Below are 12,521 nucleotides of genomic sequence, written 5' to 3'. Positions count from 1 at the left end.
TGGTCCTGTTTTTGTATTTTTTAGGCAGATTGCAACACGTCCAGAATAGAACCGGTCTCTGCATCCACTTTAAATTCATACTGTGTGCTTTCACCATCAACCGTTCGGGTGATCCCGCCGCGGTAAACGGTATAAGTAAGTCCGTTTTTCTCCATTTCCTCAGGTTTCATATAAATCCATGAACCACTGATTGGACCCTGCTGTTTAAATGCTTCTTTAGCAGATTTCAAAGCTTTCTCGGGTGTAACCTTGCGCTGTTTTTCGTATTGCTGTAAAGCAAAATATCCTGCTACTGCACCGATTCCAGCGCCGACTGCGATTCTTTTCCAATTCATAGTTAGTCACCTCAGGTTAAGATTTTAATTGTAGTATACCTGAAACAGTGAAAAATAGAAAATATTATGAAGTGAATTGCCCTGTCAACATGGTTCTCTTCTTGAGGTAAAGGGCTTTATCTGGAAACGAGGGGAAAGTTCAGATACAATAATCGTAGGAACAAAAAGTTGGAGGGAATACATAATGAATAATGAAACAAAGCAGTTGTTCCGGGAACTGACGGAATTGCAGGGTGCTCCTGGAAATGAACATTTGGTAAGAAAATTTATGAAACAGCAATTGGAAACGTATGCGGATGAAGTTATCCAGGACCGCCTAGGCGGTGTGTTCGGTGTCAAGAATGGCGAAGGGCCGAAAGTAATGGTGGCTGGCCATATGGATGAGGTAGGTTTTATGGTCACACAAATCACGGAAAACGGAATGATCCGTTTTCAAACGCTTGGCGGCTGGTGGTCTCAGGTATTGCTTGCCCAGCGAGTGCAAATAATGACCGATAACGGACCTGTTATCGGGGTAATCGGTTCGATTCCGCCACACAATTTAACGGAAGCACAACGCAAAAAGCCGATGGAACAGAAAAATATGCTAATCGACATTGGGGCTGATGATAAGGAAGATGTTAAACGGATCGGTGTGAAGCCTGGCCAGCAGGTCGTACCTGTCACACCTTTCACTCCAATGGCGAATGAAAAGAAAATATTGGCAAAGGCTTGGGATAACCGTTATGGTTGTGGTCTGTCGATCGAGCTATTAAAAGAATTGCAAGGAGAAAAACTTCCAAACAAATTATATTCTGGTGCGACTGTACAGGAGGAAGTCGGTTTGCGTGGTGCTCAAGTTGCGGCAAACATGATTCAGCCAGATGTGTTTTATGCGCTTGATGCCTCTCCTGCAAACGATATGTCTGGGGATGACAAGGAATTCGGACAACTTGGGAAAGGTGCCCTCTTACGAATATTTGACCGCTCCATGATCACCCATCATGGGATGAGGGATTTTGTGCTGGATACTGCTGAGTCTAACGATATTCCTTATCAGTACTTTATTTCCCAAGGCGGAACCGATGCTGGCCGAGTTCACATTGCCAATGAGGGAATACCATCTGCGGTGATTGGAATTTGTTCACGCTATATCCATACGCACGCTTCCATTATTCATGTGGATGACTATGCAGCAGCAAAAGAACTAATTGTTAAACTGGTTAAAACAACGGATAAAGCTGCTGTTGAACAGATTCATGAACAAGGCTGAAATTTGAGTTCGTCGCTGTAACAGCTGGTAAATAAACAGCGCTGCGATTTGGAAAAGGATGACCGTTAATGAAAATTTATGTAGGTTCTATGAACCCTGCGAAAATCAAAGCTGTGAAAAAGGTATTTCCAGAGGATGAAGTGGTTGAAATCGATGTAGCTTCCAAGGTTTCGCTGCAGCCATTTTCAGATGAAGAAACAATGGAGGGAGCAGTGAACCGGGCAAGAGAATGTGCCTCGATGAATCCCGACAGTATTGGAATTGGCCTTGAGGGCGGAGTTATGGAATTAAATGAGGAGCTATACTTGTGCAATTGGGGGGCGCTCATTAGTGAGAATGGAAAGACCTTTCTAGCAAGCGGTGCCAGGATTCCTCTCCCGCCAGAAGTAGCTGCGCAGTTGGAAAAGGGTATCGAGCTTGGAGAAGTAATGGATGAATATGCTCAGCGACAGGATGTCCGAAAAAAAGAGGGCGCCATAGGTATTTTTACGAATGAACTGGTCAGCCGGGAAGAAATGTTCACTCATGTAATGAAGCTTCTTAAAGGACAATATCAGTTTCAACAGCAATAATAAAAGCTGCCTCTTTATGGTAACTATTCAGATATTGTGGAGAAAGTTGAAAATAGTTGGGAAACAACATACTAAAGCACAATATGTTTACCACCATAAAGAACTGTACAGACAGCAATAAAAAACGCTTGGATAATATTCAAGCGTTTTTTATTTGAATGCGTGCCCAGCGCGCTATTAATTGCTTACTGGTGAAAGTCCAGTCTGAGTAAGTGCCAAGACGCTCAGTAGCTGACAGGCGACTGGTGGAGAAATCCTAAGGTTGAAGCCCTGTGACAAAGTAACTCCTTTCGGAGAGCGAGCAACTTAACAGGTTGTAACATGAAGTGAATCTTGCAGCCTCGTCAATTAAACCCCTCTTCGGAGGAACAAGGGAAGCTTAGAAACTCTATAACTGGTACACCGTAAGGTGGAGTTATCTCGCCACTTCTCGCGAACATCTATTTGAATACAATGGACAGGTTATGGGAAAAGAAGTTCAGTCATTTAGGTAAACTTATTCGTTATGCGGATGACTTTGTGGTTATCTGCAAGAGGAAACAAGAAGCACTGGAAAGTGCGCAAGTAATAAAGGCCATTATGAATAAACTTGACCTTACCATTCACAAGGAGAAATCGAGATTAGTGAATATATGGGATGACAAAGATGGATTTGATTTTCTTGGATTACATCACCGGAAATTTCCAATCCGTAAGAAAGGTGGTCGTACATTCTATATCATGAACCACGTACCATTAAAGAAGGCCATGAAAAAGATGCGAACCAAAATCAAGGAATATACCGAACCACGCCATAAATTATATATGGATATTCGTGATTTAGTGAAAGGATTGAACCGTAGACTTCAAGGTTTTAAGAACTACTATAATTATCCCCGATGGGAAAGAAGTGGTTAAATCGCATCGACTGGTATGTATTAACTCGTCTTAATCTGTTCAATAACAAGAAAAGGAATAGACGGAAAAAACATACCAAATTCCAAGATACTGCGGAAGAAGTTAAATACTTATTAGTGAAGTTGGCAAGTTAACACCGTAAAGCCAAAGGAAGAAGAACGTCGGAAAGCCGTATGAGGGAAAACTTCACGTACGGTTTGATGAGGGGGGAGCTGAAAGTAAAGAAGATAGCCGAAAGGCTACCCTCTAGAAATCAGTTCTCTACTCTACAGGAAATGATAAATTTAACTGCCTGTGGATCATTATTGGCTGAAACAGCCACGTCCAGCTCCAGCGCCTACCCCCTCGAGGTCTTAAGCCCACCTTCTTAAGCTTGTCAGAGGCCCAAACGATGTGGGTCATGCAGGCGTTGCCACAGGACGTGGCGGCTCTAGCTTGTACTCCTTTAAACAGGCGCTTGCGCTTTTGTCCTGTCTTGATCAACAAATGTAACCGTAGTACATGCTTTCACAAAACCAGCATAAACAAATATGATTTTAATGCGCGGGATCGTTCATTGTTCAGCAGTTGACTCTGTAGTTTTTCTTCTTCTAAAAAACAAGCAGCCTGTTATTTTAGGGTTTGAAAAATGGGATGAATTATCGTTCTCATTCGATGTATGTCATATGTTAAGGTATGTGGGGATTATATTTTCCTTTTCATGATACAGCTTTGTAGTATTTCTTCTTTGATGGTCGTAAATTGATGAAGAGTAAAACCCCCGTTAACAACAACATAAAAAGTGCACCTGAGACAACAACTGACTTAATAGATAATAATTCAGCTCCAACGGCGAATAAAGAAGTAACCACCATGATTAACAAAGCCTCCAGAAACCCATAAAGGCTCCCTATCCGACCAATGACCTCTACTGGTATATTGTTTTGGTAGAAGGTATAAAAGCCAGTATTTGCAAAAGCAAGTGAAAATGCTAAGACAAACACTCCGACAGATGCAATTAGGAAATTATTAGAAAAAGCAAAAATAATGTATCCCACTGATACCATTACGGAACCTATGCCAATAATAAAGGAAAGTGCTAATTTATTTGTGTATATTGCATTGATTAATGACCCCGTTAGAATGCCTGCTCCTGCTATACTTACAAGAAAACCATATTCATCATCTGAAAGAGAAATAACTTCTTTCGAGAATGCTACTTCAAGTGAATCAACAGCGGTTTGCATGACCACGAAAACGCTAAATAGAAAATAAACTGTCATCACATATGAAAAACTACGACTAAATTGAAAAACTACCTTTAAATCTTCCTTTATTACCCTTAGTGATAAAGGTTGAGTAGATATATTGTATAAATTGTTCTTCTCAACATTAGGCATCAATAAGGTGATTATAGCTGAAAAGTAAAAAGATAATGCATTAATTAAAATGGCATAGATAGGCGTTCCTACTAAAAAAAGTACTCCTGTAATTGCAGGACCAAGTAAAAATGCACCAGAATCAAGTAGACTTCTTAAGGAATTAAATCTTTGCCTTTGTTCTCTGGGAATTAATCTTGTTATATAGCTAACAGAAGTTGGATTATATAAGGAGCTCGATATATTAATAAAAAAGACAAGTAAATAAATAAGCCATAATGTATTGGTCGAACATACTAAACATGTAATAAGCACTCCTTGGATAATGTCCAACCATACCATTAGGTGCTTTTTATTTACGCGGTCAATAACACTACCGCCCCATAAGTTAGTAAATAACGTAGCTAGTGGTCTAATTATATAGAGAGCTGAAACTGCAAGGGGAGATCCCGTCATATTAAATACGATTACATTTAAGGTAAGAAAGTATATCCATGTTCCAATAGTTGAAACCCCTATCCCAAATAATAAAATAGAAGGATACTTCCAATAATCCACTATTTTTCTGAAATTCATATTTAGCCTCCTGTGATTATTGATTTAAAAATATCTCTAAATTTCATTTGAAACAAAAAAATCTCACCCCCAAGACACTAGCCTTGGGGGCGAGATTTGGATATTTTATAATCGCGGTGCCACCCCAGTTTGTCAATATGTCACCATATTAACCTCTTTAAGTACGGCAAAAAAATTGCTTATACTTTAGCTCTTTAACAGGAGCACCTGTCACGCCATCATCTATTGGAATCCAACGTGATGCTCTGAGGCTTGTTTAAATGAAATAAATCATGCTCCTTTTCACCATCTGGAGCTCTCTGTTATGATTCCATTTCAGTTACTCTTCTCTTCATCGCAATTTGAATCAAAATATTTAATTTTATATATGGTATCATGTAAAAGGTGAAAACTCAATATTCTAATAGTCCTTTATATAAAGGGAAAATAAGAAATCAAATCGAGTCCGCTTGTTCATAAATAAAATATTTCATATGTTCCCCAACCAAAACGGAATCACTTATCTTCCATGGAGAGAGGAGATCACTCCCTCGAAGATAATTATTTCTACACTGGCTCGGCCAAGGGATATTTGAGCCTTCGTTATTATTGTGGTATTCTATCTGCCACTCACTCAAAAAGATACGTAAGGACATCGAGCGCTTGGCTTGTCGTTTCGACGGTGACATTTGCTTTATTCGACAATTCTTTGAGCGGATGAATTAATGATTCAGGTCGTATGATGATTGTTGGCTTTTTCAATGCAATTGCAGTAGCAGCATCCATTGCCGTATTCCACTGCTTGTAATTCTCCCCGAACAGGGCGATCACAAAATCAGCTTTGTTCATCAAAACTTCTGTTCTAAAATTGTTGATTGCCGAAGCTGCATCGTCACGATAGAGCTTACCGGGCTGTTCGCCCAAGATCTTTTCCCCGATATTATCTGAAAGTTCATGGTTCTCCTGGGGACCGACGAATTGGAAGGACAAGCCTCTTACTTTTGCGTTTTCTTTCAGCTCCGACCGCCAGTTATCGTGTATCTGGCCGGCTAAGTAAACAGTGAACTCCATTGAACAACACCCTTTCTTTTGATTTTATTCATTGTATCATTAGCAGACTAAATCTGCTTCCTGGATGCCTAAATAGCAGTGGAAGTTATTGCTATCGACAAATATTGAGACGGTGCTTGCCAAACAGAAAAATAATAGTATGATATAAGAGGGAAAATAAGAAGCAACCGGGTCAGGAGGAAAGAACGTGAACAAATGGAAATTTGGTCAGCTGATCGCCTCTACCTTGATAGTAGTTTTCTTGGCTGGCTGCACATTAAAGGCTGAAAGCAAAGCATTTGATGAAGCAATGACTGTAACCGACACGGTTTTTAAGAAAGAAAAACCGGAAACCAATAATGAACTGGATGATTTAGCAGTATACATCCCGGACAACTTGGAAATTGCTGAAAATACTAATAATAATTTGATATTGGAAGATGGGGAGCAAACCTATATTTTATTTTACAATCGGTTTGAACCTGCCGCCAGCGAGACTAATTATCGAGAAGCAGAAGAAGCAGAAGATAATGCCCTATTGGAGTCATTTAAGGAGAAAAAAAGGTTTGGCTATATTAAAATTTCCGAACCTGAAGGACGGAAATACGAACTGCAGGTAGGGACAGGCAGTGTGAAAGTGACGACGTTGACAACCAAAAACCAATTAGAACAAGATGCACAAATGATGATGAAAATGGCCAGGTCTGTTTCCTATTAAAAGGGGCTGCCCCATAAGTGTTTCATGACTTATGAGGCAGCCCCTTTACTAATTATTGAGATGGTTTCCGTTTTTTAATCATTTTTCCTCTTTGTTGATATCATCTGTAAATTCATGGTTTCCTTCTAGAGGTTCTTCAACCGATTGTTCATCTGAAGGTTCATTCAACTTTTCCTCTGTTTGTGTCTCACTGCCGTTCTCCGATTCTTCTTCTTTTTCCTCTTCATCTTTCTCTTGATCCAATGCAGCGGCTGCTTCTTCATTTTCTGTCAGATAATAGTCCATGTCATCATAATCATTTTCTCCGAGATCTTGTTCTGCTTCGCTTTGAAAACGTGTTTCGTCCAAATTAAATTGACTGACCTCAGCTGCAAGTTCCTGAGAAAGTCCCTGCAAATCGACTGCAGACTGATTTACCTCTTCAATAGATTGGGCTTGTGTTTCACTGGAAGCAGCGACTTCTTCTGCTGTTGCAACTGCTTCTTCCGAAATGACACTGATTTGCTCCATTTTTTCCCGTAAATCACTATTTGCGCTGTCTACATCCTGGAGAGAATCTTTTACGCCTTTAATTTTATCGTTCATATTATAGATATGATTCGCAATGCGGTGAAACGCATCTTTTGTCTGATCGACTGCCGTTGATTGTTCCTGTTGATACGTGTCAAATTTTCCTGCTTCTGTCGTTAGATTATTCATTTGGGCGTGCATCGTTTTGACCAACTGCTGAATTTCCTGTGCTTCGTGCTTGGATCTCTCTGCCAATTTACGAACCTCGTCAGCTACGACGGCAAAGCCTTTGCCGCTTTCGCCGGCCCGAGCAGATTCAATCGCGGCATTCAGGGCAAGCAGGTTTGTACTATCAGCTATCTCTTCAATTGCCGATACAATCGATGTAATTTGTTTGGATTGATCGGCGGCTTGTTTGACTTCCGAGGAAAGGTGTCCGGCTAAATCAATAAAAGAGGTCGATGTTCCCTCCAAGGTTTTCATCGTCTCCAGACCAGTGTTTCCTTCTTTTTCAGCTAGTTCCAGCGCGTCCGATATATCTACTGCCGCATTGTTCGTATTGGAGATCGCTCCTGATACTGCCTCGATCAACTGAGAGCTTTCCTCGACGCGTAAAGCTTGATTTTGCGAACCAGTCGCGACCTGGTTAATCGCTTCATTGACTTCTTCCGTCTGTGCCGATGACTGTTCGCTGATGGCCGCAAGATTGGTTGATGAATCACTTAATACTTTGGAAGCATTGTTCACTTTCAACATAGACTGCTCCATTTTTTGTGCCATTGAATTGAAAGTTTCTGCCAACTCAGCCATCTCGTCTTTCGTTGTTATCGGTACTCGATAAGCTAAATTACCATCTCCGATAATTTGCGCTCCTTCTTTCAAAGAACTGATCGAACGGCCGATAGAACGGATAAGGATCAACCCGATAATGCTCATCGTTAGTAAAGCAAGCACGCCGAGAATGATAAACAGTGTCGTCATATTTTGCCGTGCATTGGCCTGATCTGCTGATAGTTTGCTGTTGATTGCTTCCGCTTCTGTTTTTACCTGTTCCACCTGGGAAGAAACATCTTCTGCTACTTTGGAAAAAGAGTCGGTTATTGCTGCGGACTGCGTTTTGGTATTAGCGATTGTATTTAATGATTGCTGGTACTTCAGTAACCCGCTGCTGATTTCGGATGATTCATCTTCACTTAACGCTGAATCCTCAATCAAATCGGAAAAGGCACGCGTTGCCTCGTTCAAATTACTTTCTGCTTCTCCGTCTTTCCCTTGTTCTATGTACTCTTGCTCCAGCACTTTGATTTCCATCAAGGCACTTGCCAGTTCCGGGCTGTCTAGACCGTCCACTAACTTTTCGAATTCGGCAAATGTCTCATTGATGGTCTGGAGTAATCCTTCTTCTTCGGAAAAACCAACCATACGGTACATATTGACCATAGGGTCCATTTGTTCTTTGTATTTTGCGGCATTTTCGGAAATGGCGGTAAAGTTTTCAGCGATTGCCTGATAGCCTTTATGTTCTTCTGCAAAGCTATTCGCAGAGCTTTCTACATCACTGATTGCCTTTTCCATTTCTTCTGCACTTTCCTGACTGGGCGACGCAAGGAATTGTTGTTCTTTTTGCCTTGTAAGTGACATCTCATATCTAATTTCGTCACTATCCATAAGTGCATTCTGTACATCTGCTTTTTCTTCCTCCCACTGTGAATGTTTGTTGAGAAAATAACCTGCGAATACGCCGAGGAAAACAATACTGATTACGGATAGCCCCAATATTAAGCGCACCCGATTTCGGATAGATCCCACGTATAGGCCCCCTTTGTCTATTCTGTGATTTGCAAGATCTGTCGTAATAGGTCATTTTGCGTAAGACAGAAATGCTACTATATGACTAATTATAGAGTTATTCGAATAGAAAGACAATTAATCTTTTGAAAATTGTCAATAAAACAACCAAGAATTGTCTTGTCAGGCCAGTTTGTGTAAGATGATATTTAGGAATCTTGCAAAGGAGACGGGAAGATGAAAGAGTTTTTGTATAAAAAAGGGGTCACACTTTCAGCGAAGGATTACTTCATAACCGCTTTAAGCTATATGGCATTAGGGCTGTTTTCCTCTCTGATCATTGGTACGATCATCAATACGATCGGTGTTCAATTACATATCCATTCACTTGAGGAAATGGGCAGTTTCGCGATGGAAACAAAAATTTGGGGAGGGGCAATCGGTACTGCAATTGCCTACGGACTAAAAGCACCTCCGCTTGTTGTGTTCGCAGCTCTGTTCAGTGGTGCTTTCGGAGCGGAAATGGGGGGACCGGCTGGAAGCTATGTTTCTGCATTGCTTGCTACAGAAATAGGAAAGGTCATTTACAAGGAAACAAGGCTCGATATTTTGCTAACTCCTTTTCTGACGATTGCAGCAGGATTTTTCACGGCCACGTTTATCGGACCTCCCATCCAGACAGCACTAACATGGTTTGGTGAAATCATCAACTGGTCTACCGAACAACAGCCATTGATAATGGGAATCATTGTGGCTGTTCTGATGGGTTGGGCGTTGACAGCTCCGATCTCCAGTGTGGCTATTGCTTTGATGTTATCATTGGAAGGGCTGGCTGCAGGGGCTGCAACTGTCGGGTGTGCTGCGCAAATGGTCGGATTTGCCGTTGCAAGTTATCGCGATAATGGTCTTGGCGGTCTGCTGGCGCAAGGCATTGGAACATCCATGCTGCAGGTTGGAAATATTATCAAAAAGCCGATTATATTATTGCCGCCAACCATCGCAGGAGCGCTGTTAGCCCCTTTCGCGACAGTCGTTTTTGCTTTAGTCAACAACCCCTCTGGAGCGGGAATGGGCACCGCGGGATTTGTGGGACAAATTATGACGTTTGAATCGATGGGGTTCAGCATGGATACTTTTTGGATCGTTCTTGGTTTGCATATTGTCGGTCCGGCAGCAATCAGTTTTATTGTTGCAGAACTGCTTAGAAAACGGGGCTGGATTCAGGCTGGAGACATGAAAATTGATTATGAATAAAAACATGCTATCATGAAGCACGGAGGTGTCGAAAAATGAAAGAACTAGAATCTAAGGAGGCCTTTTCACAATGGAAGAAGGAAAAAGCCATCTTTATGTTTTCGGCAGACTGGTGTCCCGACTGCAGGGTGATTGAGCCTTTGCTGCCGGAAATAGAAGCAAATTATGAAGAATATACATTTATCTATGTGGATCGCGATAAATTTATCGATTTATGTGCTGAATTGGACATTTTCGGTATTCCAAGTTTTCTCGCTTTCGATCATAACAAGGAAATTGGACGTTTTGTCAGTAAAGACCGAAAAACAAAAGAAGAAATCGAGGCCTTCATCGAAAAGTTACCAGTCAATCAGTAAGGATTGTAGCTGCTTTCCCAGTTTTGTTGAAAATGGTGGGAAAGCAGCTTGTTTGTTTGCAGGCTTTTTTCGTAAGCATGAGCAGATTGCTTTCAGTTTATTGGAGAACCGTTTAATGCTAAAATAATGAAAGGCAGCTTTGTTTCCGAAAGGAGGAACAGATAAGAATGAAAATGACCAGTATCAAAATGAAAAAGAAATTGGAAGAAAGAATGAATAACCCGGAATGGAATACTTCCTTTAACAGAGATAAAGATACTTTTCGAATTGAATGGAAACATTCCCATCAAGGGATAACCGTCACCATTCCCAATATCATTGCCAAGTATGAACGGAGGGGCGAAGCAGCTTTAGATGAACTGGAAGACCATATTGAAGAGGCTTTGCGTATTATGGATCAGACGAATGAGTTGAGCGGAAAAGAAAAGAACATCTTTCCTGTCATCCGCGCCACCTCATTTCCGAAAAAATCAAAGTCCGGAAAACGAATGGTAGTGACTGAGCATACGGCAGAAACACGCATTTATTATGCGCTGGATTTAGGGAAATCTTATCAGTTGATTGACCAGTCAATGTTGGAGGAGGAAGAATGGACACAGGAAAGGCTTGAAGAAGTGGCTGCCTTTAATGTGCGTTCCCTTCCAACCGACATGAACCATGACCAAGTTGCTGGTAATGACTTTTACTTTATGGCCAGCCAGGACGGTTATGATGCAAGCAGAATCCTGAACGAGTCGCTTCTCGAAGAAATGAAAGCGAATAGTAAAGGGGAGCTTGCGGTAGCAGTTCCGCACCAGGACGTATTGATTTTTGCCGACATTCAAAATAAAATGGGCTATGATATATTGGCGCAGATGACCATGAAATTTTTCGCCGAAGGAAGAGTACCAATTACTTCACTGCCCTTCATGTATGAGGACAAGCATTTAGAACCGGTCTTCATCCTTGCAAAAAACAAACCGGAAAACCAGCAGAACTCAGGAGAGGATGAATAAGTAGATGGATGTATTTTACAATCCCAATGGAATAGGCGATGTCTTGATTGTTCCTATCAAACAAGGGAATCGCAATCACATCAAAAAGGAGACGTTTGGGAAAGTTGTGAAGATTACCGATGAACAGAACGGAGCGTTACTGGGATATAATATCTTCGATGCTGCGTCCCAATTATCTTTGGCAGAAGCGGGAAAAATAACGCTGACAGAGGAATTGGCAGCCAACATACAAGATGTATTCTCTCAAAACGGGTTGCAAGAAGCCTTTGACGTAGATTTAACGCCTAAATTCGTCGTCGGTTTTGTGAAGGAAAAACAGCCTCATGAAAATGCAGATAAATTAAGTGTCTGCCAGGTGGATACAGGGGATGAAACACTGCAAATCGTGTGCGGAGCCCCGAATATCGACAAAGACCAGAAGGTGGTTGTCGCGAAAGTAGGCGCCGTCATGCCAAGTGGTATGGAGATAAAGCCGACCAAGTTGAGAGGGGTCGATTCTTTTGGTATGATTTGTTCCCAAAAAGAACTCGGTCTTCCGAATGCTCCAAAGGAAAAAGGGATTTATGTCCTGGATGATGGCTATCAAGTTGGACAGATTTTTGAATTTTAGTTTTTAAAGCAGACCTTTGCCCTGAAAGATAAGGGCGAAGGTTTTTCTATGTAGGATGAAAGCAGATGGACATGATACAATCTAGCCAAAAGATTTAACGATGAATCGGCACATAGAGTTTTGAACAGGAGTGTTAAACCGCTGCTTCTGCAAGTGACTTACTTGAACGATTCGTGTTCTCGAGGTTTGTATAAGGGAAACTGCGCCTCTTTCATCACCAATTGGCAAGTTTGTTTTTTTGGGAGTAGGCTTGCGCTTTGCTTAAAAAATA

12 protein-coding genes, 1 pseudogene and 1 other annotated feature are annotated in these 12,521 nt (G+C 41.4%); of the genes and pseudogenes, 9 read left to right on the top strand and 4 right to left on the bottom strand.

From position 1 onward, the window contains the following. Window positions 1–20: 20 nt before the first annotated feature. Window positions 21–335 carry a PepSY domain-containing protein gene (locus tag ERJ70_RS13000; RefSeq protein ID WP_026569660.1) on the bottom strand — a complete coding sequence of 105 codons (315 nt, stop codon included), beginning with the start codon at window positions 333–335 and terminating at the stop codon, window positions 21–23. Window positions 336–519: 184 nt separating this feature from the next. Between ERJ70_RS13000 and ERJ70_RS12995 the strand changes: the two genes are divergently transcribed. The 4 genes and pseudogenes from ERJ70_RS12995 to ERJ70_RS20035 all read left to right on the top strand — a co-directional run bounded on the left by ERJ70_RS12995 (window position 520) and on the right by ERJ70_RS20035 (window position 3,056). Then, on the top strand, window positions 520–1,587 hold the full coding sequence (locus tag ERJ70_RS12995; RefSeq protein ID WP_209365268.1) for a M42 family metallopeptidase: 1,068 nt from the start codon (window positions 520–522) through the stop codon (window positions 1,585–1,587). Window positions 1,588–1,655: 68 nt separating this feature from the next. Next, window positions 1,656–2,159: a DUF84 family protein gene (locus ERJ70_RS12990; protein WP_209365267.1), complete on the top strand. Its 504-nt coding sequence runs from the start codon at window positions 1,656–1,658 to the stop codon at window positions 2,157–2,159. Between the two features lie 453 nt (window positions 2,160–2,612). Next, window positions 2,613–2,771 (top strand): annotated as a pseudogene (locus ERJ70_RS20040) (group II intron reverse transcriptase/maturase); the annotation flags it as partial. Between the two features lie 12 nt (window positions 2,772–2,783). Next, window positions 2,784–3,056, top strand: a complete 273-nt coding sequence (locus tag ERJ70_RS20035) for a group II intron maturase-specific domain-containing protein (RefSeq protein WP_245208203.1) — start codon at window positions 2,784–2,786, stop codon at window positions 3,054–3,056. Window positions 3,057–3,754: 698 nt separating this feature from the next. On the opposite strand, the gene ERJ70_RS12980 is transcribed toward ERJ70_RS20035, so the two are convergent. Both ERJ70_RS12980 and ERJ70_RS12975 read right to left on the bottom strand, forming a co-directional pair. Continuing rightward, on the bottom strand, window positions 3,755–4,990 hold the full coding sequence (locus tag ERJ70_RS12980) for an MFS transporter (protein WP_209365266.1): 1,236 nt from the start codon (window positions 4,988–4,990) through the stop codon (window positions 3,755–3,757). An 82-nt stretch (window positions 4,991–5,072) separates the two neighbouring features. Next, window positions 5,073–5,334, bottom strand: a binding site (T-box leader). Between the two features lie 265 nt (window positions 5,335–5,599). Next, window positions 5,600–6,040: a YtoQ family protein gene (locus ERJ70_RS12975; RefSeq protein WP_209365265.1), complete on the bottom strand. Its 441-nt coding sequence runs from the start codon at window positions 6,038–6,040 to the stop codon at window positions 5,600–5,602. 187 nt (window positions 6,041–6,227) lie between these two features. Between ERJ70_RS12975 and ERJ70_RS12970 the strand changes: the two genes are divergently transcribed. Next, window positions 6,228–6,737, top strand: coding sequence for a hypothetical protein (locus ERJ70_RS12970; RefSeq protein ID WP_209365264.1), 510 nt, complete (start codon window positions 6,228–6,230; stop codon window positions 6,735–6,737). Window positions 6,738–6,815: 78 nt separating this feature from the next. Here the strand turns inward: ERJ70_RS12970 and ERJ70_RS12965 are convergent, their stop codons facing one another. Beyond that, window positions 6,816–9,056 carry a methyl-accepting chemotaxis protein gene (locus ERJ70_RS12965; RefSeq protein WP_209365263.1) on the bottom strand — a complete coding sequence of 747 codons (2,241 nt, stop codon included), beginning with the start codon at window positions 9,054–9,056 and terminating at the stop codon, window positions 6,816–6,818. A gap of 216 nt (window positions 9,057–9,272) precedes the next feature. On the opposite strand from ERJ70_RS12965, the gene ERJ70_RS12960 reads away from it, so the two are divergent. The 4 genes from ERJ70_RS12960 to ytpR all read left to right on the top strand — a co-directional run bounded on the left by ERJ70_RS12960 (window position 9,273) and on the right by ytpR (window position 12,250). Further along, on the top strand, window positions 9,273–10,289 hold the full coding sequence (locus tag ERJ70_RS12960; protein WP_209365262.1) for a PTS sugar transporter subunit IIC: 1,017 nt from the start codon (window positions 9,273–9,275) through the stop codon (window positions 10,287–10,289). Window positions 10,290–10,324: 35 nt separating this feature from the next. Further along, window positions 10,325–10,645, top strand: coding sequence for a thioredoxin family protein (locus tag ERJ70_RS12955; RefSeq protein WP_209365261.1), 321 nt, complete (start codon window positions 10,325–10,327; stop codon window positions 10,643–10,645). Window positions 10,646–10,812: 167 nt separating this feature from the next. Further along, window positions 10,813–11,640, top strand: a complete 828-nt coding sequence (locus tag ERJ70_RS12950) for a DUF1444 domain-containing protein (RefSeq protein WP_209365260.1) — start codon at window positions 10,813–10,815, stop codon at window positions 11,638–11,640. Between the two features lie 4 nt (window positions 11,641–11,644). Continuing rightward, entirely contained in the window at window positions 11,645–12,250 is a 606-nt protein-coding gene (ytpR, locus tag ERJ70_RS12945) for a YtpR family tRNA-binding protein (RefSeq protein ID WP_209365259.1), read from the top strand. Window positions 12,251–12,521 lie beyond the last annotated feature (271 nt).

Origin of the sequence: Sediminibacillus dalangtanensis (assembly GCF_017792025.1) — a bacterium.
GTDB lineage: Bacteria > Bacillota > Bacilli > Bacillales > Amphibacillaceae > Sediminibacillus > Sediminibacillus dalangtanensis.
The sequence above is the reverse complement of the archived record's forward strand: the minus strand, read 5'-3'. Positions and strand labels throughout refer to the sequence as shown.

Coding starts and splice junctions, on each gene's coding strand:
- ERJ70_RS12975 (WP_209365265.1), bottom strand. CDS start 6,040: ATGGAGTTCACTGTTTACTTAGCCGGCCAGATACACGATAACTGGCGG.
- ERJ70_RS12995 (WP_209365268.1), top strand. CDS start 520: ATGAATAATGAAACAAAGCAGTTGTTCCGGGAACTGACGGAATTGCAG.
- ERJ70_RS12990 (WP_209365267.1), top strand. CDS start 1,656: ATGAAAATTTATGTAGGTTCTATGAACCCTGCGAAAATCAAAGCTGTG.
- ERJ70_RS12960 (WP_209365262.1), top strand. CDS start 9,273: ATGAAAGAGTTTTTGTATAAAAAAGGGGTCACACTTTCAGCGAAGGAT.
- ERJ70_RS12980 (WP_209365266.1), bottom strand. CDS start 4,990: ATGAATTTCAGAAAAATAGTGGATTATTGGAAGTATCCTTCTATTTTA.
- ytpR (WP_209365259.1), top strand. CDS start 11,645: ATGGATGTATTTTACAATCCCAATGGAATAGGCGATGTCTTGATTGTT.
- ERJ70_RS12950 (WP_209365260.1), top strand. CDS start 10,813: ATGAAAATGACCAGTATCAAAATGAAAAAGAAATTGGAAGAAAGAATG.
- ERJ70_RS13000 (WP_026569660.1), bottom strand. CDS start 335: ATGAATTGGAAAAGAATCGCAGTCGGCGCTGGAATCGGTGCAGTAGCA.
- ERJ70_RS12955 (WP_209365261.1), top strand. CDS start 10,325: ATGAAAGAACTAGAATCTAAGGAGGCCTTTTCACAATGGAAGAAGGAA.